Origin of the sequence: Thermococcus piezophilus (genome assembly GCF_001647085.1) — an archaeon.
GTDB lineage: Archaea > Methanobacteriota_B > Thermococci > Thermococcales > Thermococcaceae > Thermococcus > Thermococcus piezophilus.
Genome location: NZ_CP015520.1, coordinates 1,194,447 through 1,219,940 on the forward strand (window position 1 = coordinate 1,194,447; position 25,494 = coordinate 1,219,940).

Genomic DNA, 25,494 nt, shown 5'->3' on the forward strand with positions numbered 1-25,494 from the left:
CTGAAATGGCAGCAATTATAAAAAGCGACATGCCAACCTTAGTCAAACTTCGCCTGCGTGAAGTTTTGTTAGAATGGCGCCCCGGCGGGGATTTGAACCCCGGACCTCGAGGTCCGCAGCCTCGCGCCCTATCCAGACTAGGCCACCGGGGCACTGCCCGCTAAACCTTCTTAAGGACGCTTTATAAATTTAACCTTTTTCTGCCACCGAAAGATTTATAAAGCGCCTAGCGGTGAGTATCTAACGGGCCGCACAGTGCGGTGGTAGTCTAGCCTGGTCTAGGACAGCGGCCTGCCACGCCGCTGGCCCGGGTTCAAATCCCGGCCACCGCACCACACTCTGTTTTTGGGGTTATGATGTGAAGTTTAAATCGCATTTAATGTTACTGAAAAGTTTAATCTGTGTTTCATAACAAAACTATTTTGGTGATATATCGTGGAAGCATTGGGTTCTTCTGGACAAATTCTGCCGCCAACTTTTCAGCCATTGATAGACGCACTTCAAGTGAAGAGGATAATGACGCCGAAGAAGGATTTTGTATATTATAAGGATTCTCCTCGCGAGAATTTGGAAAATTGTGAGTATGATGTTTGTCTTGTAAGATTTGAAACACTATTATGATACGAAAGCTAAAGAAATGAGGCTTATTCTGGCAGAAAACGTTATCTCGGCTGATACGCGATTGTTTGATTTGATTGATTTGTTCAACGAGAAGCATACTGTCTATTTTGTTAAGGAAGGAAAGAACATTGTGGTCTTGTTTACTATTCTGATCTTAAGAAGCACCGTGTGAGAGTGTTGTTTTATTTAATGATATTAAACTTGGAATCAACTTTCAGAGCTGTGCTAGAAAGCTGCTATCGGGATAATTTGGATAATGCTGTAAAAACATTATTGGAACCTGAAAACTTAACCCGGATAGAAAAGCGCTTGGGTGAAGACCGCAAGAAAAACGAAAACCTAGGATATGTTGATTATTTGTACCTTGAAGACATTAGGGACATTTTTTGAATGGGACTTAGTGAAGTCTCATTCGCAGTTTACTAGCAAAATGAAATTTAAAGTAACTCTTAATCCGCTAATTACTCTAAGGAACTGGGTGGCTCACCTGTAAAAAAAGGATTACCAACACAAGAGCCGATTTATGTGGTTTTGGTTAAAATAAAGGAGAGCATTAGAAAACTAACTATTGCTCTTTATAACATGTTACACTTCTTGGAGAAAAGTAGAGGGTGAATGAATCAAAGCCTCCTCAATCCCGGGAACCACACTTTCTTGCCTTTCTGCTCCTTCTCCTCATCCCATTCGGAGAGTATCTTGACGGCTTCGCTGGCAACTAAGGCGGCCTCCTTCTCACCAGCCTTGCCAAACTCATTGGTCACTCTGTTAGCGAAGACGGCACAAACACAGCCAGCCCTGAGGCCGTAGATGTTCGCCAGCGTGAAGAGGGTCGCCGCTTCCATCTCAAAGTTGGTGACCCGGGCCTGCCTGAGGTCGTCAAGGATGTTCTTGGCGAAGCTCGGGAAGTAGCCGTTCAGTCCGGGTCTTCCCTGACCGAGGTAGAAGCTGTCAGTCGAGGCGGTTATGCCGGTGTGATAGCGCACTCCGAGGGTCTCGGCGGCCTCGATTAGTGCAAGGGTAACCTCCAGGTCGGCAACGGCTGGGTACTCTATTCTAACGTACTGCCTCGATGTCCCCTCGAGTCTCACTGCTGCCTTCGCTATAATAAGGTCGCCTATTTCCATTCCCGGCTGTATGGCTCCAGTTGAGCCGACTCGAATGAATGTATCTGCCCCTATGGCTGCGAGCTCTTCAATCGCTATTGCCGTTGAAGGTCCGCCTATTCCGGTTGAAGTAACGCTGATTGGAACACCTTTGTATTTTCCGGTGTGTGTCCTATACTCCCTGTGGAAGGCTATCTCCTTAGCCTCATCCCATAGAGAGCTTATCTTCGGAACTCTCTCGGGATCGCCGGGCAGGAGAACGTATCTTGCAGCGTCCCCCGGCTTGCATGCTATGTGGTACTGATATCCTTCCTCGGTCTGCGGCCTCTCGGCAGATAGGAACTTCTCACCCATCTCAATCACCTTTTTATCTTAATGTGACATATGTATAGCAAGAAGCCTCTAAAAACCCTTGGGTGGTTCGGGTGCTTGTATGTTCACGCTGTGGGCTCAGGTATCCCGAGGAATTTCGCTTGAGGTGTGACTGCGGGGGAACCCTCTTCATGGAGAAGAACCTAAGCGGACGCTTTGGGGAAAACCTGCAGAACACTTTGATATCAGGCGCTACCTGAGTTTTCTGCCAATCTCGGAGGGACATCTACCTATCATCATCCCGGCAGTAACTCCAATCGTGGAGCTTGCCCTGGATGGAGTAAACGTGCTCTTCAAACTTGAATACCTCCAGCCAACGGGCTCCTTCAAGGACAGGGGCACCTACGTAACAATTGCCAATCTCATGGAGAAGGGTTTGGCTGAGGTTGTCCTCGACAGCTCGGGCAACGCGGCGTTAAGTCTGGCCGCTTTTTCCAAAGCTGAGGGAATATCCGTCCACATCTTCGTGCCCGTGCGCACAAGCTCCGGAAAGCTTGAACTCTTGAAAAGACTTGGCACGGAGCTTCATGTCATCGATGGTTCGCGGATGGAAGTCCACAGGGTGGCTATTGAGTTCGCTGAGAGGAGGGGCATCACCTATGTCTCCCACTGACTTAATCCATATTTCATCGAGGGGACGAAAACAATCGCCTTTGGGGTTTACGAGAGCACTGGCGTTCCAGACTACGTTTTAGTCCCAACCAGCAGCGGTTCCATCTTCATAGGCCTCTGGAAAGGCTTCTACAAGCTCAAAAAGATGGGCGAGATTGACAGGCTTCCTCACTTTGTGGCGGTTCAGGCTTCCGGCTACGAGAGTCTCTGCAAGCGCTCGGAAGAGAAAAGTCACCTCGCAGAGGGCATAGCCATTCCGGAGCCGCCGAGGCTGGAAGAGATGAGGAAAATACTAATTGAGACCGAAGGGAAGTGCATGAGCGTTGGTGATGCTGAAATAGCGGAAGCCATTCGCTGGCTCTGGGAGTGGAGTTTCATCGTTGAGCCGACATCAGCAACGGTGTTGGCCGCCCTGTGGAGGCTCAGAAAAGACGGCTCTGTCCCCGAGGGTTCGAAAGTCCTCCTTCCCCTCACCGGCTCGGGCCTTAAACTAACTCAAGGTATTTAAACTTTCGAGTTGATTACCCCCTGGAGGTGATGGATATGGCGAGGTATCCTGCCGTTGCTGGGAGCTTCTATCCAGAGGGTGAGGCGCTCATCGAGATGCTCGAGAAGTTCTTCAGAGACTTGGGTGAGCACGGAAGCGAGAGGAGGATAACAGCGGGTGTTGTGCCTCATGCAGGCTACATATTTTCTGGCTACACAGCTTCAAGAACATTTAAGGCCATCTACGAGGACGGTCTGCCGGAGACCTTTGTAGTCATCGGGCCGGACCACACAGGCCTTGGCTCGCCGATAGCGGTCTATCCTGGCGGTAAATGGCTCACACCGCTCGGCGAGATTGAGGTCGATCCCGAGATGGCCAAGGCCATAGCGAAGCTCTCTGGAATAGCAGACCTCGACGAGCTGGCCCACAAATACGAGCACTCCATTGAGGTTCAGCTGCCCTTCATCCAGTATTTGGCCGAGAGGGCAGAGAAGGAAGTGAGGATAGTGCCGATATCCCTTGGCATCCATGACGAGGAGGTTGTGGAGGATCTTGGCAAGGCAATCTACGAGGCCGCCAAAAAACTCGGCAGGGACATCGTTGTTATAGCGAGCACTGACTTCATGCACTACGGTCCGGCCTATGGCTATGTTCCCTTTAGAGCCAGGGCGGATGAGCTTCCCCACAGGGTCAAGGAGTGGGACTTCAGGGTTATTCAGAAAATCCTCGACTTCGACGTTAAGGGAATGTTCGACGAGATAAGGAAGATGGGCCATACCCTATGTGGGCCTGGGGGAGTTGGAACTGCGGTAGTCTACTCCCGCTTGGCTGGAGCCCTTGAGGCCGAGCTTTTACACTACACGACGAGCTTTGAGGTAAGCAGGAGTACCGATGCAATAGTTGGCTATGCCTCTATAGTCTTCAGGAAGTGAGCTTGTTTGACCAAAACCCACATAAACTTTCTTCCCTTTTCTTGTTTGGAGGGTCAGAGATGAGGGTTCTCGCATCAGCTCCTGCTAAAATTATCCTATTCGGCGAGCACAGCGTCGTCTATGGAAAACCTGCCATAGCGGCTGCGATAGATCTAAGAACCTATGTCTGGGCAGAGTTTAACAACAAAGGGGCGATAAAGATAGAGGCCAAGGACATCAAGGTGCCCGGATTGACAGTCTCCTTCTCAGAGGACGAGATATACTTCGAGAGCGACTACGGTAAGGCCGCCGAGGTTTTAAGCTACGTCAGACAGGCGATTGAGCTTGTTCGCGAAGAGGCCGACAAGAACGGAAATGGGGTCACAGTCTCTATAACCTCACAGATTCCCGTTGGAGCTGGTTTGGGCTCCTCAGCGGCCGTTGCGGTTGCCACCATTGGTGCGGTCTCAAGGCTTCTCGGCTTGGAGCTGAGCAACGAGGAAATCGCCAAACTTGGCCACAAAGTCGAACTCCTCGTCCAGGGCGCTTCGAGCGGGATAGACCCCACCGTCTCGGCCATAGGCGGCTTCCTTCACTACGAGAAGGGTAAGTTCGAGCACCTTCCCTTTATGGAGCTGCCCATAGTTGTCGGCTACACAGGCTCAAGCGGCTCGACGAAGGAGCTCGTCGCGATGGTAAGAAAAACCTATGAGGAGATGCCCGAAGTTATCGATCCAATCCTAGTGTCAATGGGTAAGATAGTGGACAAGGCAAGGGAAGTTCTCCTCTCTGAGCTCGACGATGAAGTCCGCTTTGTCCAGCTTGGCAGGCTCATGAACATCAACCACGGCCTGCTCGATGCCCTAGGCGTTTCTACCAAGAAGCTCAGCGAGCTTGTTTACGCTGCCAGAACGGCCGGAGCGCTAGGAGTGAAGATAACCGGCGCTGGAGGAGGCGGATGCATGTACGCCCTCGCCCCTGGGAAGCAGAGTGAGGTGGCAACTGCCATAACCATCGCCGGAGGAACGCCGATGATAACTAAAATCAGCGATGAAGGATTGAGGATAGAGGAGGTTCTTCCATGATAATTGTCAAGCTTGGTGGAAGTGTTATAAGTGACAAAAATGTGGAGAAGTCTTTCCACGAGGACGTCGTGAGCCAGATAGCGAGTGAGATAGCCCAGTTCTATCCAAAGGAGAACTTCATTATCGTCCATGGCGGCGGGAGCTACGGTCATCCCCTCGCGAAGGAGTACAACCTCAGGGAGGGCATCGAGCCGAATCCAGAGAGTAAGCGCATTGGCTTCTCAAAAACTCATCAGGCTATGCTGGAGCTTAACGAGAAGATAATCAACATTTTCCTAGAGAAAAACCTTCCGGCCTTCTCGGTCTCTACGTCCTCGGTCTTCATAACCGAGGGTGGCTCAGTCGCCTATGGTAATGTAGAGGTTCTCAAGAGGCTAATCGAGCTGAGGTTAATCCCAGTTCTCTTCGGCGATGTTGCCGTGGATTTGAAGAAGGGCATAGATATTCTCTCGGGCGACCAGATAATAACCTACCTGGCAAAGATGCTGAGGCCGAGCAAGGTGATATTCCTCATGGACGTGGATGGGATATATGACGGCAAGCCTGACGAAGGAAGTCTCATATGGGAGCTCAAGGTCAGGGAGATTGACAGGCTAATCGAGAGACTCTCTGGCTCGGCTGGAATAGACGTTACAGGCGGCATAGCTAACAAGCTCAGGGAGACGAAGGAGATAGCCCAGTTTTCAGAGGTCTGGTTTGTAAATGGCAAAGTTTCCGGAAGGCTGAGCGGCGCGATCATTGGAGGGGGAACTGGGACGAAAATTATGCCGTGAGGTGGAGAAACGGCAACTGCTTTTCTATCTCTTCTAATTTCTGAAGCCGTTGCAACTTTTTTCTATCTCTTCCACCAAGAATCATTCTTAGGGTAGCAGGTTATCCGCTGTGGGAGACCTACGAGGCTGAATACGCCGCTTACGGAACTCCACTGCTACTCCGAGGTTTTTTCCTGACTCTCCCAACGGCTTTGGCTTTCAATCAAGAAAAGCTCCGGCACAGGCTTGCACTCTCGCTTTTGCTCCTCATCGGCTCTTCCTGAACGGTCTCCCGTTAATGATTCCAGTTCTACTGATCCGTATGATTCCTTCTACTTTTCCAAATACGCTCTCGCGAGCATACTCTTTGGGAAGCTTTGGTCGTACCTCTACTCATGAACAACGGTGAACCAGAGACGGGCCTTCCAAAAACCTCTTAACCTCCCTCTTCCCTTTCTCTTCAGGTGGTGGATGTGGCAGTTTTCGATAAGGAAGAGCTCACGATCATCAGGAAGTTCGAGCATATAGAGTACTGCCTTAAGAGGAACGTTCAGGCTCATGTCAGCAATGGTTTTGAGGACGTACACTTCGTCCACATGAGCCTGCCTGAGATAGACAAGGATGAAATCGACCTCAGCGTCGAATTCCTTGGCAGGAAATTTGACTACCCGATAATGATAGCCGGCATGACCGGCGGAACGAAGGGCTCTCAGCTCGCCGGAAAGATAAACAAGACCCTGGCAAAGGCGGCTCAGGAGCTGAACATCCCCATAGGCGTCGGAAGCCAGAGGGCCATGATTAGAAAGCCCGAAACCTGGGAGAGCTACTACGTTAGAGATGTTGCTCCCGACGTCTTCCTCGTTGGCAACCTCGGCGCGCCACAGTTCGCCGAGACAATGCCGGGACGCTATGGTATAGAGGAGGCTCTTAAAGCAGTTGAAACCATTCAGGCCGATGCTCTGGCGATACACATGAACCCCCTCCAAGAGAGCGTCCAGCCCGAGGGAGACACACAGTACCGCGGAGTGCTGAAGGCCCTGGCCGAGCTGAAGGCGGAGTTCCCCTACCCGATAATCGCCAAGGAAACTGGTGCCGGCGTCTCGATGGAGGTCGCGATAAGGCTCGAGAGCATTGAAATAGACGCGATTGACGTCGGCGGTCTCGGCGGAACCAGCTGGAGCGGTGTCGAGTACTACCGTGCCAAGGATGAGATGGGCAAAAACCTGGCCCTGAAGTTCTGGGACTGGGGCATAAAGACCGCCATAAGCGTGGCTGAAGTCAGATACGCCACCGAGCTGCCGATTATAGCCACGGGAGGAATGCGCGACGGAATAACGATGGCGAAGGCACTAGCGATGGGAGCCACCTTCGCCGGCGTTGCCCTACCACTGCTCAGACCAGCGGTTAAGGGCGACGTCGAGGGCGTCATCAAGGTGCTGGAGCGCTACATCGAGGAGATAAGGAACACCATGTTCCTCGTCGGTGCCAGAAACGTCGAGGAGCTGAGGAGGGTTCCACTTGTCATAACAGGCTTCACAAGGGAGTGGCTCGAGCAGAGGATTGACCTGCCTGCTTACCTGCGGGACAGGCGGATTTAACCTTCCGTTTTCACGTTTTTAGGTTGTGTCTAGTCGGTGTCTACGTTCTTGACGCCCTCCTCTTCGATGCACACATTTTTAAACTCACCTGGCCTATTCTCTCCAACGGGGCCTTATGCTCTTATGAGCTTAGAGGCCGAAGGAGGAAAGAGTATGATAAAGATCTACACGCTCAGCGGTTACGAGGAAGTCGGTAAAAACATGACCGCCGTCGAATACAACGGAGAGGTCGTTATAATCGATATGGGAATCAGGCTAGACCGCGTCCTCATCCATGAGGATGTGAACATTCAGCAGTTCCCCACGAAGGAGCTCCAGAAGCTTGGGGCTATTCCTGACGATTCACCAATCAGGAACAAGAAAGTCGTCGCGATAGCCTTTACCCACGGCCATCTCGACCACATAGGTGCCGTCGGCAAGCTCGCTCCCCATTATCCAGACGTGCCGATATATGGAACTCCCTACACCATAAAGCTCGCCAAGAGCGAGGTCAAGAGCGAGCAGTACTTCGAAGTCAAGAACCCGATGTACGAGACAGAATACGGCGAGATAGTCCAGGTGAGCGAGAACTTAGCTATTGAGTTCGTTCAGATTACCCACTCCATCCCTCAAGCTGCCATTGTTGTAGTTCACACGCCTGAAGGCGCCGTTGTCCACACAGGAGATTTTAAGTTCGACAACAACAGTCCTCTCGGCGAGAGGCCCGATTACGACAGGCTTAAAGAGCTTGGGAAGGAAGGTGTCAAGGTTCTTATCCCCGAATCGACGCGCGTTGCTGAACCCACCAAAACGCCGAGCGAAGCAGTTGCTCAGATGCTCCTCGAGGACTTCTTCCTCTATGAAGGCATGGAATCTGACGGACTGATAGCCACAACCTTCGCCAGCCATATAGCACGCCTTCAGGAGCTCATCTGGATAGCCAACAGGATGGGCAGGCAAGCTGTCTTAGTTGGCCGCTCCCTGGCCAAATACACGGGCATAGCCAAGCAGCTTGGTCTCATCAAAATGAAGGGAGCCAAGGCCGTGAGGAGCCCAAACGCGGTCAGGAAGGTTCTAAAAGAGGTTTCCCAGGCAAGGGAGAACTACCTGTTAATAGTCACCGGCCATCAGGGTGAACCTGGTGCCGTTTTAACCAGGATAGCAAATGGGGAGCTCTACGACATAGGCAAGCGCGATACCGTTGTTTTCTCCGCCGGCACCATTCCCAACCCCCTTAACAGGGCCCAGCGCTACGTTCTCGAAACCAAGCTCAAGATGAAGGGCGTTAGGATGATAAAGGATCTCCACGTTTCAGGCCACGCCAGCAGGGAGGACCACCGCTACCTGCTGAGAATGCTCAACCCAGAGAACATAGTCCCTGGCCACGGTGACTTTAGGATGCTCACCTACTACGCTGAGCTGGCCGAGGAGGAGGGCTACCTTATAGGCAGGGATGTCTTCGTCTCGCGCAACGGCTACACTGTGGATATTAAGTAGGGCTGACTTCCTCTTTGCCCTAAGGGATTGGGGTTCCTCTTGGGCGTCATAACCCAACCCTTCAAGGCTTTCATCGGTTTACGGGTCCATCACCTACTCCCGTTGCCGTTTTCGGTCTTAGCCCGCGGGCCCGGTCTTAGGCCCATCACCCCTACCCGCCCAAGCGGGATCAGGGTTATCGCTTGGTGGCCACCCCAACCTTTTATCGCTCGAAGGAGGTTTTTGAGAGGACGCCCAACGGCGTCAGCTCCAGCAAGGGCTGGAGCATAGTTGAAACCCATCCCCCTCGGGTTGTTTTGGAGTGGCCTCGTTGAGGCCCTATTACTCTGAAAAGTATTTAATGGTTTCGATTCTTAAATTGTTCCTTGGGGAGTCTACCGCATCCCTGCCCTAAAGGATAAGGCTTTCGGGAGGGTAAAACTGATAAAGAGTTACCCCTTTTTCCCTTTGGCATGCTCTCATCGCTCGCGAGGTGATAGAATGACGAAGTACGATGAGCTGTTTGCAAGGGTTAAGAAGATGGCAAAGAGCGTTGATGATGTGCTCTTCAAGCTCATTCCGGAGAGAGAACCGAGGAAGCTCTACGATGCTGCCAGACATTATCCGCTCGCGGGAGGAAAGCGCGTCAGGCCCTTTGTCGTTCTCCGCGCGGCCGAGGCCGTTGGCGGGGATCCAATCAAAGCACTCTATCCCGCGGCTGCGGTCGAGCTTATACACAATTACTCTCTCGTCCACGACGACATAATGGACATGGACGAGCTCAGGCGCGGAAGACCGACCGTCCATAAGGTCTGGGGCATCAACATGGCGATTTTGGCTGGCGACCTGCTCTTCAGCAAGGCCTTTGAGGCTGTTGCCAGGGCAGAGGTCAGTCCCGAGAAGAAAGTGAGGATTTTGGAAGTCCTCGTTCAGACTTCCAACGAGCTGTGCGAGGGACAGACCCTCGACATCGAGTTCGAGACGAGGGAAGAGGTCACCGTTGATGAATATCTCCAGATGATAAGTGGCAAGACCGGAGCACTCTTTGATGGCTCCGCAACGATAGGTGCTATCATTGGAACTGACAACGAGGAGTACATTCAGGCGCTCTCTAAGTGGGGCAGGAACGTTGGAATAGCTTTCCAGATATGGGACGACGTTCTTGACATCATAGCGGACGAGGAGAAGCTCGGAAAACCTGTGGGAAGCGACATAAGAAAGGGCAAGAAGACCCTCATAGTTGCTCACTTCTTCCAGAACGCCAGCGAAGAGGACAGGGCTGAGTTTATGAGAGTTTTTGGCAAGTACGCTGGTGACGCAAAGGGCGACGCGCTGATTCATGAGGACGTTAAAGGGGAAGTAGCTAAGGCGATAGAACTTCTCAAGAAGTACGGTAGCATAGACTACGCAGCAGAATACGCCAAGAACCTCGTGAAGGAAGCAAACGATGCCCTGAAGATCCTTCCCGAGAGTGAAGCGAGGAAAGACTTGGAGCTCCTCGCCGAGTTCCTGGTTGAGAGGGAGTTCTGAGCTTTACTCCTCTTTTTCTGCCAGAACCCACCCCACAGGCGGATGCTCCGCACCAGCTTTCCATTTCTCGTAGGCCCTATCCCACCGCTCCGGAAGTTCGGCGCGCTTTTTCTCGTCTTTTAAAAAGATACCCTCTTTGCCTTGCAGGGGAACGTATACAAAAATGGTACAATAGAACTTTTCCTTAAAGATTCGAATGGTGGGGTGTATGCATTAAAACCACTAACATGAAACTTGTGAGAATACTTGACTCAATGAACTTGCCTACTGCAGACATTGACAAAAACTACTGGTTGCCTCTTGTCACATCTCTAAAGTCAAAATCTTGAAGCCAAGAGACTCTGAAGTTATTGCTTTAGGTGGTACTGAGAGTGTGATCCGTAGTGATGATGAATTCATTATAGTTACGTATCAGTGGGTGGAACCATATGATGAGCAGTGGTATATCTGGGTAAGGTGCATATTCGAAGGACCTACCAATATAAACGATTATGGTGACTACAAGGTGGCAATCAAAATCGTGGATGAGGGGAAGTACATTGACAGAGGAACTTCTTTTTCATTAGTTAGCATGGGAACTCCGCTCACACTTGGGAACTACAATGACCCGATAGAAATCGGTATTGCTGCACCATGGACTTCCACAGTGTATGACTGGGTGTATCGGATCGCTGGACCTATAGATATACCTCCCCAGCCAAGTTCCCCTAATTCGCTAAAGTGGGGATTTGGCTTATTGACTTGGTACATAGGGCTGTTTCGTAGGTAGTAACGAGTGAAATATTTGGTAATTTTTGTTTTTCGTTTGGAGGATAGGTAGTGATGTAACTCGGTATGTGGGGTTGTAAGCCCGAATGGGGGCTGTTGACTGAAGATGTGCTCTCGCTCCCCGAACGCCAGCCAATGAGTGGAGGCTGGAAATCATCAACTACGTGTCCCAAAAGTAGCGGGTAACCAGAACGGTTCCTAATCCCTTGTCACTAATTATCCCGGATTCTGAGGCTCCCCTAATTCATTTAGATTTATATTTGACAATGTTGAATTATCGGATACGGGCAATAGAATAAACGTTGAGGGTGTCATAATAGAATACCAAGAAAGGGACGCTGCATGGCGCCAGTTTATGCATTTTACAAGGTTCCAGTTTACTGGGAATACATTTATGCCACAAAGGTGAGGACTATAAACACTAATATACCAATATATCAACGTAACACATGGGTGATACTATGAAGCTTGGGGTAAGGGATGCATTGTACCTTTTCATTATTTTTCTTTTGATTGCACAGCTTTGGTCAGTTTCACATGAAAACGAGCGTTTGAGAGAAGAACAGAAGGGTATAAAGGAAACTCTTGTGACTTCTCAGTTTATACATGAAATTTTCGAGTTAAGGCGTCATGCAAAACTAACGAATGCCCTTATGGACACTCCCCTCGATACTGAATCCAAACTTGCCTTGCTCATTGAATTGAACAATACAAAATATTCACTTTCGGGACTGGAAAGGGATGTCGATCACTTGGGTGCCTGGTTAGGATATGAAAATGACAGCCTTTTTCCTTCCGGTGGGGACTGTGTGGAGCTTCTCGAAGTGGTGTACTACACAGTCCAAAGCGAGAACATGACTCACGAGGACGTTCTTCTTGCCTCTAACGGCCTCGATACAATAATAAACTTCACCCGCGTTTATCCTCCAACCTATGGGAACATCATCCAAGGATTGAGTGATATGAATAAAGAATGCCGGAGGTTACTTCAGGAGGCAAACAGAACGTAGAAAAAATAGAGGAGGAAATAATCTCGAACTCACTTCCCAAACACCGCCGACTTCAGCGGTATTTACTCCTGTTTACGTGCTTTATAATGCTCTGAATTGTTATCTCGGTTTTCTCTGGTTATCATGTCCGTGTCAATAGTAATTCTTTACAATTGCTTCAAATTTACTTTAAAAAAGAAAAGTTTATAAATATATAAATTCGTAATCATCTTGCAAAACATTATCGGAGGTGAGCTCAACGAAGTGGAGGTCCCTGCTTGCAGTCATCCTTGGACTGCTGATGGTGGGAACGCTTGGAGATATTCCAAACATTGCCATAACGGGAAGTCCTATGAACATGTCAACGGATAAAAACATTCAAGTTCCAAGTTTACCTCCCAACACAGGAAATATCATAGTGAAAACCTTTACGGGTAAGTCTAGCCTTCGTTCAGCAGAGCTGTTCATTCAACGATACCAGGACAAGCTTACCCTCCGCATAGACTTTGGCGAGTTCAATAACGCAACTTTTGTTGGAATTGCGCTCAGACGTCTTCCAACGGGTGCCTATGTTCCTCTGTACTACTTTGGGCAGGAGGATAGGAATCTTGATGTTGAGACCCTCACGAGGAGCTTTTACTCTGAGGCCAGTAAATTTGGAGACATGTCCCTTGAAGTAACGGGCGCCCTTGCGGATGAACCATCAAGGAACTGGAAGTATATTGGAGGAATACGGTCTATACGGACATCATTGGAAGTCAAAACATTGAAAAAAGATACCGTTATGGTGTACAATGAGATTGGCGGGGACTTCTGGGTGACTTTGAGTACCAGCGGACAATACGTTTATTATGTATACTTAACTCATGAAGCCAAAGTCCCGAAGGAAAAGGATTTTCCGGGAAACTTTAAAGTGGCAGTTAAGGAAGTCAAGGAGAGAGTAACTGTGTTGAACACCCACCATGCGTTTATAGGTCTTGGAAATTTCAGGCCTGAGGGAAGCGGGCCATCATCTAACCCCGTTATAACGTGGGGTCTTAATGGGGGTATTGATGTCAATGGAAGACCCCTGCCCAATGCACAGGCAGGTTTCAGCGAAAGTTACACCAAGGGATTGACTTTTAAGTGGTACACAGATGACATTGATCCAAATTCAGAGATCCAATTCGAGTTCTACGACCTCAAAAAGAGGGAATGGTTCGGCGATTCCCCAGCTTGGGGGCAGATTTTCATATCTCACCCGGTTGTTTTAGTTCACGTTGAGTCAGGAACTCCATTCCATGAGGGTGATATCCGAATACAGGCAAAATCTACCTTCTTTTATGAAGATTCAGCTCGTGTCTGCGGATTGCGTTATGGGGGCTGTGTTATCTTACACGAAGAAAAGAGTGTTGATGCTCCACCAATTGAGTTCACCGTCGAGATGTACCCGTGGTTTATAAACCGAAAGTGATGGGGCTTTGATAACAACACTGTGTTTCCTTTTTCTTTTTGCTTTTTGTCTTGGGAACTTGTGTAATGCTTGAGGTCGACATACAGCGTTCTCTGGATTTGAGAGTGTGAAAACAGAGAAAAGAGAAAACTTATTCAACAAACACAGCCGGCTTCATGGGCATTGCCTGTTTCTTCTTTCCGCCCTTGTCCACCTCTGGGTTGATGATTATTTCTAAGCCAAGCTCCTTCTCGATGAAGTCCTTGGCTTCTCTCAGGGCCTTCTCCTCGTCGATGCGCTTGATTTCAAAAGCCCTGTCCTTTATCAGGCGCTGTATCATCTTGCTTATCTCCTTGCCGTGCTTCCTCATCTCCGGGTCCTTCATGAGCTCGGACATTGCTTCCCTGAAGTCCCTCTTTTCAGCGACGACCTCAGCAACGCGCCACTTCCACTCTGGAGCCGTGTAGATGTATGCCCTCTTTGCATCCTCTATCTTTGCCACGCGGATTATCTCCTTGATGTCCTCGATGAGGTTCTTGACGTACTCCTCCTCCAGCTCTATTGTTTCGTTCCACCACTCCGGATTTGGCTCGGGCCACTTTGCAAGGCTCACGAAGCCCTCTCCGCCGAGCTTCTCCCAGAGCTCCTCGCTGATGTGCGGTGTGAACGAGGCCATAAGCCTGACCCATACGTCGGCGAGGGTTCTCAGGACGTAGCGCTTGGCCTCGTCGTCTCGTCCCTCGGTTCTCCTTAGATACCAGCGTAGGTCGTTCAGGACTGAATAAAACGCCCACTGCACTGCTGTTCTTGTTCTGAACTCCTCCAGTCCCCTGGTGGCTCCTTCAATGGCCTTGTTCAGGCGGTGTAGCATCCACCTGTCGATGTCCTTCAGCTCAGTTGGCTTTGCTTCATATTCAGCAAATTCGCTTACCAGCTCGTAGAACCTCTCGACCTGCTTTCTGAGCTTGCCGACCTCCTTCCTGCGCCAGTCGAAGTCGCTATCGTGTTCAGCTAGGCTCATTATGTAGAGCCTCACAACGTCTGCGCCGTTCTCGTTTATTGCATCAATGAAGTTCAGCACATTCCCCTTGCTCTTGCTCATTTTCTTGCCTTCCAGCGTTCCGAAGCCGTTTACGGCTATGCCCCTCGGCCAGTGCCCCTTCCTGAATATCGCCACGTGGTTGAAGATGAAGAACGTGAGGTGGTTCGGGATTAAGTCCTTCGCCGAGCAGCGCCAGTCGAGCGGGTACCAGTACTCGAACTCCTCCTTCATCTCGTGGATTATCTCCGCGGGAATGCCCGTCTTCTCAGCCAGCTCTTTCTCCCTCTCTTCGCTGAACTCCTCCCCGAACAGGTAGTCGAAGAACTCCCTGTCGAGCTTCTCAGGGTCGAGCCTGCCCTCTTCTCTCAGCTTGTTGATGTGCCTGCTTATGGTGTAGTAGGCCATGTAGATGGTCGAGTCGCTCAGGCTCTCGATTACCCACTCCGGATCCCATGGGAGTGGTGTTCCAAGGCCAACTTTCCTCGCGCAGGCCTTCTTGTCGAGCCAGTCTATTACCGCCTCGAACTGTGTGCGCCTGCTCTCTGGGTAAATCGTCATGTTGGCTAGAGCTTCCCTCGCCTTTTCCTTCCACTCGGGGTTTCCGTAGTCGATGAACCACTGGTCGTGGATTATCTTGATGACCGCCTGGTTGCCGAACCTTGAAATGACCGGCTTCTCGGCGAACTCGTACATTATCTCGGCGATGCCCTTCTCCTGGAGCTCCTTTGCTATTAGGTCCTTAACCTCCTGAACGGGCTTGCCTGCGTAGGGCTCAATCTTGAAGACTCCCTTGTGGTACTCTGCCTTGTAGATGTTCTTGGTGGCTTCCTCGAGCTTTTCATCGTCCTTCTGGCTCTTTACACCGAGCTTCTCAACTTCCTCAACCGCCGGGAACTCGCCGTAGCCCTCAAGCTTTATCAGCGGGATGTAGCTTATCTCCTCAACCACACGCGGGTCGATGTCGTACTTCAGCAGTATCTCGGTTTCCTTCTTTAAATCCTCTAAAGCCACGTGGTCGAAGGGGGCATGAGCAGGAACGCTCATAACAACTCCGGTGGCGTTGTCAGGGTCAACGAACTCAGCCGGCAGGATTATGACCTCGTCGCCCGTTATGGGGTTCTTCACGTACTTACCTATGAGTCTCTCGCCCTTGAACTCCTCGATGACCTCAATTTCCCTGTCCTGGAAGGAGAGCTTGTAAGCTGCCTCCTTGCTGATTATCCAGGTCTCTTCCCTATTGCCGCGCCTGACCTTTGCTTTGACGTAGATCGCCTCTGGATTCAGCCACATGTTGGTTACGCCATAGACTGTCTCCGGCCTCAGCGTAGCGGCCGGCATGTATATTTCCTCGTCGTTCTCCTCCAGGATAAACTTGATGATGACGTACTCAAGTATCTGAACGTCCTCGCCCTCCATTATGTCGTGGTCGCCGAGCGGGGTGCCAACAACGGGATCCCATCTAACCCTGTGGGCGCCCTTAACGACCAGCCCCATATCCTTTAGCGTCCAGAACTGCCACTCTATGAACTTGCTGAAGGGTGGGAACAGGCTGGTGGTGTGGAACTCCCTGCTCCAGTCAACGGAGAAGCCGGCCCTTATGAATGTCTCCCTTGCGGCCTTCATGAAGTACTTGACTATCTCCTTCGGATCCTCAAACTTCCACAGTATCTCCTCGGGCACCTTGTAGACGTCGTGGTAGATGCGGATGGTTTTGGGGTCGCGGTTCTTTATGCGCTCAGCGATTCCGACTATCGGGGCTCCGGTGATGTGCCAGCCCATTGGGAACAGCACGTTGTAGCCCTGCATCCTCTTAAAGCGCGCTATGACGTCGGGAATCGTGTAGGTCCTCGCGTGACCGACGTGCAGGTGTCCTGAGAGGTAGGGAAAGGCAACCGTTATGTAGAACTTTGGCTTATCTTCTCTCTTCGGCTCGAAGACCTTTTCCTCCAGCCAGCGCTTCTGCCACTTCTCCTCAATAGCCCTGAAGTTAAGATCCTCCATGCCTAAACCTCCTCAAAGTTTTTTCAAAAGAGCCTGAGAATGGAAACTCCATAATAGGGGGGTTATTGGGGTAATCAGACATCGGCGTGATTGCAGCGGTGGAGAAGACACTCCCCCCTCATAGGCATCGGGGTAGGTAACGGGTTTTGGTATTTAAGGTTTTTGGGTTTTCACTCCCATGCAAAAGGGTAGAAAAGAATGGAAAAGTGGAAGTTCAATCATTCTTTCTCTTGAACAGCGGCCACCAGGCCTTCTCGCCGAAGAGGGCCATAGTGGCAGGTCCTACGAAGTACACTGCCATTGCGGCCGTCAGGAGAACTCCAATGGCTAGGGCGAATCCTATCTCCCTGACTCCCCAGGTTGCACCTGTCATCAGCGAGCCGTAGGTAGCCGCCAGCACCGCTGCCAGGCCGATGACAATCAGGTCCATGGTTCCCGCTGCAACTACCAGGGCCTCCCTCGGTTCTCTCCTCTCGAACTCGTCCCTGGCTTTGATGAGGAAGAAGCTGTTGTAGTCGATGCCGACTCCCATGAGAACTACGAAGACCATCATGGGCAGGAACCACATTATCTGCTGCCCGAAGACCCTCTCAAAGAGCCAGCTGGAGAGCCAGATGCTCAGCAGGACGCCAGTGGCTATGGTGACCATTGTAGTAATTACCGCCGGCAGTCCCTTGAGAGTCGGTATGAGCGACAGGAACATCAGCAGCAGCGCCACTGGGAATATCCTGTGCCAGAAGACGTCGTTGATGAGGTTGCTAAGGTCGAGGGCCAGTGCAGTGGCTCCGCCTACCAGCCCGTCTTTGAGCCCTCCTGAGCTCTTTTCGTCCTTGATGATGGACCTTATCTCCTTCACCATGTCCTTGGAGTGCTCGTCGGTGGCGCTGTACTTTCCTGTCACCTGGATGAGCACCTTCTTTCCGTCCTTGGAGATGTAGCGGTCGCCGCCGAGGCTCTTGAGCCCGTCGAGGCCGACGCCGCTAATCGGCTCTCCGTAGGGCTGGGTCACTGTGTAGACGTACTTAACGCCCTCAACCTTCTCTATCTTCTTTGCGATGCTGTCGATGGTGGTCAGATCGCTGTCGCTCACCGGGTGGTCGAACTCGATGACGACGTAGGTCGGCGACGCCACACTGGCACCTATCTTCTCCTCCGTCAGCTGGAGGAAGTGGTAGGTATCGCTGTCCTTCGGGATGAAGAGCTTGATGTCGTGTGTTCCGTGGAAGTTGGCGAAGTTGTAGGCTGCCGGAACCGTCAGGAGTAGGGCTATGAGAACGACGACCTTGGCGTGCCTCGTTGCCCAGTCGGCTATTCTGCTTTTCTCGTGGATGTCTATCCCCTCAATGTGCTTGATATGCCTCGGCCACCAGAATATCGGCTTGTTGCCTATCAGGACAGTTATTGCTGGTATGAGTGTCAGAGACGCCAGGAGCACCGTTATGACGGCTATTGGGGCTATTATACCCATTGTCTTGAATATCGGAAACTCGTAGGCGAGCACGAAGGAGGCGAAGGCTATTATGTCTGTCGAGGCCGAGGCAAGCACAGCATCCTTGGCGCGCTTCAAGGCCTCGCTTGCCGCAGTGTTGTGGTCGTAGCCTTCAGCTAGGTACTCCCTGAACCTGTGGAGGTAGTAGGTTGAGTAGTCTATTCCCAGTCCGAGGGCGGTGGTGACGGTGAGCATCTGGGCCCAGCTACCGACGTCAAGGATATCGCCCTTGGCGAGGAGGTAGAGTATTCCAAGAGCAGTGAGGGTGGCGGTTGCGACACCTGTAAACGGCAGGAATGTTGCGAGCAGTGCCGCACCCATGATGATGAAGAGCACTATCAGTGCCCCGATGATGCTGAACTTCGTCGTCTTATCGTTGTCCTCCTTGCCGTACTTGATGGTCTCATAGGTCTGAACCGGCGTGCCGCTGACGTAGGCCTCGACCTGTGGGAAGGCCTTTCCAAACTCCCTAAGCGCAACTTCCTTGGCCTTCAGGGAGTTCTCGTACTGAACCTTTGAACTCTTCTCGAGGGCAGATACTCCCTTGAGACCCTGTGGGACGAAGAGGACGAGCATCGTCGTGTTGTCTGGGCTCTTGAGCATCTCGATGTAGTTCTTCGCCTTATCGTAGATCGTTGGGTAGATGTACTCCTCAATGGGTGTAACGTCATCCCTTGTTATGGCATTGGGGTCGTCCTTGAACTTGAAGGCGAGGTTCACGAGCTCGTCCGTGTCAATGTGAAGCTCAAGGCCCTGCGAGTTCTCGTTTATGTACTCTCCGATCAGGGCTTTGACCTTCTCCTTAACTAAAGCCTCAAGCTCCTCCACGCTCACCGGATACTCCTTAATAACGGCCGTTAGGGTGTCCTTCATGGCCCGCTTCACGATCTCAGGTGCGTCAATGTCATCCAGCTTCCAGTTGATCTCGTCAATGAAGAGCTCCTCGGCGATCTTTCTTGGGCTCTCGCCCTCGTAGATCCTCTTTGCCACGTCCTTGAAGTCTATTCTTTCAACGTTTCCAGCGAGGGAGACAACGACGCTCAGGGTGGCGTTCTCAAGCTTCTCACCACTTAGTATTCCCTCTGGATCGGCCGTCGCGACTTCCACAAGCTTCCTAGCAGTCTCGTTGGCGTTGGGCATTCCGGCAAGCTTCTCGATGGTACCCTGAATCAAGAGGGCCTTTGCTATGCCATCGACGTTTCCGCCGCTCTCGTAGATGGCATCAAGCGTCTTCTCGTCGAGAGAAAGGCCCTGTTCTTCCAAAACACTCTCCATCAGCCCAATCGTAACCTCCTTGAGCAGGACTGGATCCTTTGCAAGAACTCCTGTGGCGTTCGTGTCGTAAGCCATTACGGTTTTCACAATGACTGGGACGAGGGCTTTCTCTTCCTCCAGAACACTCTCTGAGATCTCCTCGATGAGTACCTTTTCGAGTTCCTGCTGGCTAGCGTTTATGAGGTTCCTGCTGAGCTCAGCGTATGCCATGTCAGTGGAGTTGATGAGGGCCTTGAGACCCATCATCTGGTTGTAGAGGAGCGTGAGGTTCTGCCTCATCTCAAGGTATGCACCGGCAAGTTCAGGGAGGCTCTCCTTCGTCATGTTGATTGACTGTGATAAGAGCTCCATCTGCGAAAGGGCTTCTCCGAAGGTGTCACTCGCGTTCAGCGCCGAGATATAGAGAATTCCTGTCAGGTTGGCAGTCTGCCTCGTCAGGTTGAGGGCCATGTCGTAGGACTGGTTCTGGAGAAGCTCAATCGCATCGTAGTAGGATGTGAAGTTGTCACCGTAGGGCTTGGCTTCCGCCTTGAAGCGCTCGTAGGCCTCTTTCGCCTTTGGATCGTTCACGTTGATGTTGGTTATCACCATGTAGGTCTGGTTATCGCTCTGGGAGAAGCTTGGAAAGTCCTGGGACAGAATATCCTGAACCCTGACAGACTCAACGTCTTTCGGCAGGAACTGGTCGGTGCTGTAGTTGGTCACGTCCTTCAGCTTCACTGCCAGTGGTGCCGCGAGGATTATGATGACTATCCAGAGTGCGACTACCAGCTTTGCGTGCTTCACTATCCACTCGTTCCAGGCCATAGCCATCACCGTCTATGTCACTCTTCAATATGAAGTTTTCAAACATGTTTAAGTTCGACATGTCTTTGAGGGATATATTTTATAAGCCTTTTGAACAAATTTATGATAAGGGGGTGATAGAAACGACCGATAATGTAGAGAAGCGCATAGTCAAGGGGCTGTTTACTGTCCCCCTGAAGAATATAATTCTTGTCATTGTCGGCTTAAAGGGTGAAACCCATGGCTATGAACTCTTGAAGGAACTCGAAAAGTTCGCCGTCGGCCTCTGGAAGCCGAGCCACAGCAACCTCTACACGCTTTTGAATAAGATGGTCGAGGAGGGCCTCCTCGAACCTAAGGAGGAGTACCGTGGAAAGGTTAGACGCGTGAAGTACCGCCTTACAGAGAGGGGATGGGAGTACCTCAAGACCTCGAACGACCTGGCTTTGAGAACCCTCTACACGGCCGTTGACTACCATGAGAGGCTCAAGAAGAAGCTTGAAGCGGCTGGACATGAGAGGAAGATGAAGAGGGAAACTGTCATGGAATACCTTGATCTGCTCAAGAAGATAAGGAACATCCTCGATGAGGAAATAAAGAGGATAGAAGAGGAGCTTGAAGGGGATTAATAGGCTCTTCTGTAGGTGTCACAGCTGAATAAGCTCCCTTTCAGCTTTAGTTAGCCTCTCCCCCCTTCCGTTTTCAACCATCACATCGTCCTCTATCCTGACTCCCCCGAGGCCCGGGAGGTATATTCCTGGCTCTATCGTGAAGGTCATGCCGTTTTCCAGGACTAATTCTCCATCCGGTCCTATGTATGGCTCCTCATGGACGTCTAAGCCCAGGCCGTGGCCGGTTCTGTGGGTGAAGTATTTGCTGTAGCCCGCCTTCGCTATGTATTCTCTCGCGGCCTTATCGACTTCCCTGGCCGTTATCCCCTCACGGACGGTCTGGAAGGCGCTCTCCTGGGCGTTCTTGACGACCTCGTAAATCTCTAGAAGCTTTTCGTCCGGCTTTCCTAACGCGATGGTTCTCGTTATGTCGGAGCAGTAGCTCTCCCACTTGGCGCCGTAGTCGAGGATAACGAGGTCTCCCTTCTTCAGCTTCCTCTCGCCGGGTGCATGGTGTGGATTAGCCCCATTCTCTCCTGATGCCACTATCGGCTCGAAGGAGATTCCATCGGAGCGCTCCCTTATCATCAGCTCGATTTTCAAAGCGAGCTCTCTCTCGCTCATACCGATTAAGTTCATGGCGAGGATTTCCTCGAAGACATCATCAACGACTTGGGCCGCCTTCTCCATGAGCCTTATCTCTTCTCTGTCCTTCCTCATTCTCAACTCGCGCATTAGACTGCTGAGCGGGTGGAGATCGTGGTCCCTGAGGAGCTTCTCGATGCCTATCAGCCAGTCGGCCCTCATAGTGTTCTCGACAAGGAGCCTGCCTGAGGTTATGTCAAGCTCCCTCAGAATTCCTCCCAGTTTCCCGTAGGGGTTCTCTCCATCACGCCAGAAGGTAACTGGGAAGTCCTCGATAACGTTCCCGTAGAGGCTTGGAGCCAGGAGGTGATATTCTCCATCGGAATTCACTGCCAGAACGGTCAGCCTCTCTCCTGCCTCATGGATGTGCAGGCCGGTCAGGTAGTAGAGGTTTGAGCCGGGGCTCACCAAAGCTCCATTAAAACCCTGCTTCTCCATGAGGGAAACGAGCTTGTCGAGGCACATTGCTATCACCGCCTAGACTACTCCGCAACTTTTAAAAACTCACTCTCCAACTTCGCTCGACTAGGCGGGGGAACCCGCGGGATGTTCCGCTAAGCGGAGAACCACAAACGAGGGAAGTGAGGTGGAAAAGATGGGAATGTATAAGTACATTAGGGAAGCCTGGAAGACTCCGAAGAAGACCTACGTCGGTCAGCTTCTCAAGGTTAGGATGATTAAGTGGCGCAGGGAGCCGAGCGTTGTTAGGGTTGAGCGCCCGACGAGGCTCGACAGGGCCAGGAGCCTCGGCTACCAGGCCAAGCAGGGCTACGTCATCGTTCGCGTTCGCGTCAGGCGCGGCGGAAGGAAGAGGCCAAGGTGGAAGGGCGGTAGGAAGCCCTCCAAGATGGGTATGGTCAAGTACAGCCCGAAGAAGAGCCTCCAGTGGATTGCCGAGGAGAAGGCTGCCCGCAAGTTCCCGAACCTTGAGGTTCTCAACAGCTACTGGGTCGGCGAGGACGGAATGTACAAGTGGTTCGAGGTCATCATGGTCGACCCGCACCACCCGGTCATAAAGAGCGACCCGAAGATCGCCTGGATTGCTGGCAAGGCCCACAAGGGCAGGGTCTTCCGCGGACTCACCAGCGCCGGCAGGAAGAGCCGTGGCTTGAGGAACAAGGGCAAGGGCGCCGAGAAGGTCAGGCCCAGTGTAAGGGCCAACAAGGGCAAGACCAAGTGATCTGCCCTTTTGTTTCTATTCCTTCAGCTTTTTGTCCCCAGCTCAGGCGAACTTTTTAAACCCTTCATCGTTTCTCTTCTCTGGTGAGAAAAATGGCGAAGATAAAGGCACATCACGTCAGGCTGACCACCTTCATCCACGCGACTGAGGATGAGGACAAGGTTCTTGAGGCGATATCAACCTTCATCCCAGAGGAGATAGACGACGATGATGTCCTCTTTGACATCGTTGAGACTCAGGGCTTCTTTGGTAATCCGATTAAGGTTGTGAACGTTGAGATAAAGAGGAGCAAGGCCGTCAGGACCTTCCTCGAATACTTCAAGGAGCTCCTGAGCGATCGGGATAAAACCTACCTCCTTGACCACCTCGACGAGAAGGTCGACGAGGAAGGCACCTTCTACGTCCGCTTCAACAAGCAGAGGGCATACCTCGGCGAGGCAGAGGTAGATGAGGGCGAGGACGTCATCCAGATAAAGATAAAGGCCAAAGCCTTCCCGATAAAAAAGGAAGCCGTCGTCAAAGCCGTTAGGGAGTGGCTGGATGAATGATTCAGGAAGTTGATGAGGAAATTTCTTTTTCCCGCGAGCACTGGATAGAGATGGATGTAAGGAGTGAAGAGGCCTACGAGCTGGCCGAGGAGTGGTTCAACGAGGTGGTCTTCACCAAGAGGCTTTTCCTCGACGATATGCCGGACTTTGAGGCACTCAAAGCCGAGATCAGGGAGCTGCGGGAGAGATACGATAAAGTTGCCCTTCTCCTCGTCACAAAGAAGCCCTCCCTAATCCGTGAAGTCAAGGGCAGAAACCTCAAGGCCCTCATCTACGTTCAGGGTGGAGATATGAAGGTGAACCGCTTTGCCCTTGAGCTTGGCGTCGATGCTCTCATAAGCCCATGGTTGGGCAGAAAAGATCCGGGCTTTGACCACATACTGGCGAGGCTTGCGGCCAAGAACAACGTGGCAATAGGTTTCTCCTTATTACCTATTCTGAGGGCCAGCCCATACGAGAGAGCTCAGATCCTGCGCTTCATGATGAAAACCTGGCAGCTTGTCGAGAAATACGGTGCCATGAGGTTTTTAACATCTTCAGCCGGGAGCAGATGGGAAGTCCGCTCGCCGAGGGATTTGATGAGCCTTGGAATAGCGCTTGGCATGGAGATCCCTCAAGCTAGGGCAAGCCTGGACTTTTATCCAAGAAGGGTTTTGGAGAGGAAAAGCTAAACCTCCCACTTCAAAGCTGGAAACTCTTCTGGCTCGTAGTCCTCAAGCTTGTCGTCGAGATAGTCCTCGTAGCCCTTGAGGTCGAGAAGGCCGTGGCCGCTGAGGTTGAACAGGATGACCTCCTCCCTGCCCTCTTCCTTCGCCTTGAGGGCCCTGTCTATTGCAGCCTTGACCGCGTGGGCGCTCTCGGGTGCTGGAACTATGCCTTCCGTCCTGGCAAAGAGCCGGGCCGCCTCGAAGACCTCTGTCTGATGATAGGCTACTGGCCTAACTATCCCGTGGTTTATCAGAATACTGAGCGTTGGAGCCAGGCCGTGGTACCTCAGGCCGCCAGCGTGTATCGGCGGGACGTAGTAGGTGTGGCCGAGGGTGTGCATCCTCATCTTCGGCGTTAGCCCTCCAGAGTCGCCGTAGTCGTAGGTGTAAACGCCGCGCGTCATGCTTGGTGCCGCCCTTGGCTCAACCGCTATGAACTCGTAGTCAGCTTTGCCGTCTAGTCTATCCTTGACGAAGGGATATGCCAAGCCGGCGAAGTTGCTTCCTCCCCCAACGCAGCCAATTATGACATCTGGATCCTCAAACTCCTTCATCTGCTCCTTGGCCTCTAGACCTATGACCGTCTGGTGCATTAAAACGTGGTTGAGCACGCTTCCGAGGGCGTAGCGCGCTTTTTCGTCCCTTAGAACGTCCTCGATAGCTTCGCTTATCGCTATTCCCAAGCCACCCGGGTGGTTTGGGTCTTCGCTCAGGAACTTCCTTCCTATTTCAGTCCTGTCGCTTGGGCTGGGGTAGATTTCGGCACCGTAGAGACGCATTATAGTCTTCCTGTAGGGCTTCTGGTAAAAGCTGGCCCTGGCCATGTAAACACGAACGTTTATCCCCATTAGTGCCCCTGCCAGAGACAGAGCAGTTCCCCACTGGCCTGCACCTGTCTCTGTTACGAGCCTTTCGATGCCCTGCTTCTTCGCGTAGTATGCCTGGGCCAATGCGGTGTTTATCTTGTGGCTGCCCGTTATGGTAGCCCCTTCGTATTTGAAGTATATCCTCGCCGGCGTTTTGAGTGCCTTTTCGAGGTTCATCGCCCTGAAGAGGGGCGTTGGACGGCCTATTTTAGCGTAGAGCTCACGAACTTTCTTTGGAATATCGATGTATCGTTCCATGGTCATTTCCTGCTTCACCAGCTCCGCTGCGAAGATGCGGAGCAGCTTCTCTGGCTCAATTGGCTCGTCCGTCTCCGGGTCGAGGGGCGGTGCCAAAGGCTCCGGCAGGTCAGGCAGAATGTTGTACCACTTCTTTGGTATCTTGGAATCCTGCAGAACGGCTTTCATTCAAACCACCTCCTGATTTTTGGAAGAAGTCCCAAAGGCGAGGGAATAAAGAGCATAAGAACTAACCCAAAGCAGAAAGCTCCAGCTGGGTAGGGATATAAGCCCAATCCTCTAGAACCTCCAAAAACGAGCCTCTCATCAGTCAGGCCAAAAACGATCCCGCCCTTGAGCTGTTAGGCTAACCCGAACATTCAAGGGGATAT

Annotated in this window: 18 protein-coding genes, 2 tRNA genes and 1 pseudogene; 15 read left to right on the plus strand and 6 right to left on the minus strand. The window is 51.7% G+C overall.

The annotated features are described in order from the left end of the window. Positions 1-74: 74 nt before the first annotated feature. A tRNA-Arg gene (locus tag A7C91_RS06595) sits at positions 75-152 on the minus strand. 105 nt (positions 153-257) lie between these two features. On the opposite strand from A7C91_RS06595, the gene A7C91_RS06600 reads away from it, so the two are divergent. Further along, positions 258-335 (plus strand) — tRNA-Gly (locus A7C91_RS06600). Between the two features lie 906 nt (positions 336-1,241). Here the strand turns inward: A7C91_RS06600 and udp are convergent. Further along, the gene (udp, locus tag A7C91_RS06615; RefSeq protein WP_068665999.1) at positions 1,242-2,078 is read right to left on the minus strand and encodes a uridine phosphorylase; all 837 of its coding nucleotides are present in this window, start codon (positions 2,076-2,078) and stop codon (positions 1,242-1,244) included. Positions 2,079-2,382: 304 nt separating this feature from the next. Between udp and A7C91_RS06620 the strand changes: the two are divergent. From A7C91_RS06620 to A7C91_RS06670, 10 genes and pseudogenes are all read left to right on the plus strand, one after another. Next, positions 2,383-3,216 (plus strand): annotated as a pseudogene (locus A7C91_RS06620) (pyridoxal-phosphate dependent enzyme). Positions 3,217-3,251: 35 nt separating this feature from the next. Beyond that, positions 3,252-4,127: an MEMO1 family protein gene (locus A7C91_RS06625; RefSeq protein ID WP_068666001.1), complete on the plus strand. Its 876-nt coding sequence runs from the start codon at positions 3,252-3,254 to the stop codon at positions 4,125-4,127. Between the two features lie 59 nt (positions 4,128-4,186). Continuing rightward, positions 4,187-5,191, plus strand: coding sequence for a mevalonate kinase (locus A7C91_RS06630; protein ID WP_068666003.1), 1,005 nt, complete (start codon positions 4,187-4,189; stop codon positions 5,189-5,191). Then, a complete protein-coding gene (locus A7C91_RS06635; RefSeq protein WP_068666005.1) occupies positions 5,188-5,964 on the plus strand; it encodes an isopentenyl phosphate kinase in 777 nt (258 codons plus the stop codon). The genes A7C91_RS06630 and A7C91_RS06635 overlap by 4 nt, the downstream gene beginning before the upstream one ends. 452 nt (positions 5,965-6,416) lie before the next feature. After that, the gene (gene fni / locus A7C91_RS06640; RefSeq protein ID WP_199920132.1) at positions 6,417-7,541 is read left to right on the plus strand and encodes a type 2 isopentenyl-diphosphate Delta-isomerase; all 1,125 of its coding nucleotides are present in this window, start codon (positions 6,417-6,419) and stop codon (positions 7,539-7,541) included. A gap of 153 nt (positions 7,542-7,694) precedes the next feature. Next, a complete protein-coding gene (locus A7C91_RS06645; protein WP_068666009.1) occupies positions 7,695-9,017 on the plus strand; it encodes an RNase J family beta-CASP ribonuclease in 1,323 nt (440 codons plus the stop codon). Between the two features lie 480 nt (positions 9,018-9,497). Beyond that, positions 9,498-10,526 carry a polyprenyl synthetase family protein gene (locus A7C91_RS06655; RefSeq protein ID WP_068666013.1) on the plus strand — a complete coding sequence of 343 codons (1,029 nt, stop codon included), beginning with the start codon at positions 9,498-9,500 and terminating at the stop codon, positions 10,524-10,526. A 325-nt stretch (positions 10,527-10,851) separates the two neighbouring features. Continuing rightward, entirely contained in the window at positions 10,852-11,295 is a 444-nt protein-coding gene (locus tag A7C91_RS06660) for a hypothetical protein (protein ID WP_199919996.1), read from the plus strand. A 460-nt stretch (positions 11,296-11,755) separates the two neighbouring features. Then, positions 11,756-12,304, plus strand: a complete 549-nt coding sequence (locus A7C91_RS06665) for a hypothetical protein (RefSeq protein WP_068666017.1) — start codon at positions 11,756-11,758, stop codon at positions 12,302-12,304. 229 nt (positions 12,305-12,533) lie between these two features. Beyond that, positions 12,534-13,736 (plus strand): hypothetical protein, encoded by a 1,203-nt coding sequence (locus tag A7C91_RS06670; protein ID WP_234394324.1) that lies wholly within the window; start codon positions 12,534-12,536, stop codon positions 13,734-13,736. Between the two features lie 130 nt (positions 13,737-13,866). On the opposite strand, the gene leuS is transcribed toward A7C91_RS06670, so the two are convergent. Further along, the gene (gene leuS, locus A7C91_RS06675; RefSeq protein WP_068666021.1) at positions 13,867-16,758 is read right to left on the minus strand and encodes a leucine--tRNA ligase; all 2,892 of its coding nucleotides are present in this window, start codon (positions 16,756-16,758) and stop codon (positions 13,867-13,869) included. A gap of 214 nt (positions 16,759-16,972) precedes the next feature. Continuing rightward, positions 16,973-20,335 carry an MMPL family transporter gene (locus A7C91_RS06680; protein ID WP_324609470.1) on the minus strand — a complete coding sequence of 1,121 codons (3,363 nt, stop codon included), beginning with the start codon at positions 20,333-20,335 and terminating at the stop codon, positions 16,973-16,975. Positions 20,336-20,442: 107 nt separating this feature from the next. Between A7C91_RS06680 and A7C91_RS06685 the strand changes: the two genes are divergently transcribed. Then, entirely contained in the window at positions 20,443-20,937 is a 495-nt protein-coding gene (locus A7C91_RS06685) for a helix-turn-helix transcriptional regulator (RefSeq protein ID WP_394326652.1), read from the plus strand. An 18-nt stretch (positions 20,938-20,955) separates the two neighbouring features. Here A7C91_RS06685 and A7C91_RS06690 read toward each other — a convergent pair whose 3' ends face one another. After that, entirely contained in the window at positions 20,956-22,029 is a 1,074-nt protein-coding gene (locus A7C91_RS06690) for a M24 family metallopeptidase (protein ID WP_068666025.1), read from the minus strand. Positions 22,030-22,159: 130 nt separating this feature from the next. On the opposite strand from A7C91_RS06690, the gene A7C91_RS06695 reads away from it, so the two are divergent. The 3 genes from A7C91_RS06695 (at position 22,160) to A7C91_RS06705 (ending at position 23,963) form a co-directional block, all read left to right on the plus strand. After that, the gene (locus A7C91_RS06695) at positions 22,160-22,744 is read left to right on the plus strand and encodes a 50S ribosomal protein L15e (RefSeq protein WP_068666027.1); all 585 of its coding nucleotides are present in this window, start codon (positions 22,160-22,162) and stop codon (positions 22,742-22,744) included. Positions 22,745-22,836: 92 nt separating this feature from the next. Further along, positions 22,837-23,292, plus strand: a complete 456-nt coding sequence (locus tag A7C91_RS06700) for an RNA-binding protein (RefSeq protein ID WP_068666029.1) — start codon at positions 22,837-22,839, stop codon at positions 23,290-23,292. Beyond that, positions 23,289-23,963, plus strand: coding sequence for a Ribonuclease P protein component 3 (locus A7C91_RS06705; RefSeq protein ID WP_068666031.1), 675 nt, complete (start codon positions 23,289-23,291; stop codon positions 23,961-23,963). Before A7C91_RS06700 ends, A7C91_RS06705 begins: the two co-directional genes overlap by 4 nt. Here A7C91_RS06705 and A7C91_RS06710 read toward each other — a convergent pair. Next, the gene (locus A7C91_RS06710) at positions 23,960-25,291 is read right to left on the minus strand and encodes a TrpB-like pyridoxal phosphate-dependent enzyme (RefSeq protein WP_068666033.1); all 1,332 of its coding nucleotides are present in this window, start codon (positions 25,289-25,291) and stop codon (positions 23,960-23,962) included. The two genes, A7C91_RS06705 and A7C91_RS06710, sit on opposite strands and share 4 nt — an antisense overlap. Positions 25,292-25,494: the final 203 nt, after the last annotated feature.

Coding starts and splice junctions, on each gene's coding strand:
- A7C91_RS06665 (WP_068666017.1), top strand. CDS start 11,756: ATGAAGCTTGGGGTAAGGGATGCATTGTACCTTTTCATTATTTTTCTT.
- A7C91_RS06680 (WP_324609470.1), bottom strand. CDS start 20,335: ATGGCTATGGCCTGGAACGAGTGGATAGTGAAGCACGCAAAGCTGGTA.
- A7C91_RS06635 (WP_068666005.1), top strand. CDS start 5,188: ATGATAATTGTCAAGCTTGGTGGAAGTGTTATAAGTGACAAAAATGTG.
- udp (WP_068665999.1), bottom strand. CDS start 2,078: ATGGGTGAGAAGTTCCTATCTGCCGAGAGGCCGCAGACCGAGGAAGGA.
- leuS (WP_068666021.1), bottom strand. CDS start 16,758: ATGGAGGATCTTAACTTCAGGGCTATTGAGGAGAAGTGGCAGAAGCGC.
- A7C91_RS06655 (WP_068666013.1), top strand. CDS start 9,498: ATGACGAAGTACGATGAGCTGTTTGCAAGGGTTAAGAAGATGGCAAAG.
- A7C91_RS06705 (WP_068666031.1), top strand. CDS start 23,289: ATGATTCAGGAAGTTGATGAGGAAATTTCTTTTTCCCGCGAGCACTGG.
- A7C91_RS06630 (WP_068666003.1), top strand. CDS start 4,187: ATGAGGGTTCTCGCATCAGCTCCTGCTAAAATTATCCTATTCGGCGAG.
- A7C91_RS06645 (WP_068666009.1), top strand. CDS start 7,695: ATGATAAAGATCTACACGCTCAGCGGTTACGAGGAAGTCGGTAAAAAC.
- A7C91_RS06710 (WP_068666033.1), bottom strand. CDS start 25,291: ATGAAAGCCGTTCTGCAGGATTCCAAGATACCAAAGAAGTGGTACAAC.
- A7C91_RS06625 (WP_068666001.1), top strand. CDS start 3,252: ATGGCGAGGTATCCTGCCGTTGCTGGGAGCTTCTATCCAGAGGGTGAG.
- A7C91_RS06690 (WP_068666025.1), bottom strand. CDS start 22,029: ATGTGCCTCGACAAGCTCGTTTCCCTCATGGAGAAGCAGGGTTTTAAT.
- A7C91_RS06695 (WP_068666027.1), top strand. CDS start 22,160: ATGGGAATGTATAAGTACATTAGGGAAGCCTGGAAGACTCCGAAGAAG.
- A7C91_RS06700 (WP_068666029.1), top strand. CDS start 22,837: ATGGCGAAGATAAAGGCACATCACGTCAGGCTGACCACCTTCATCCAC.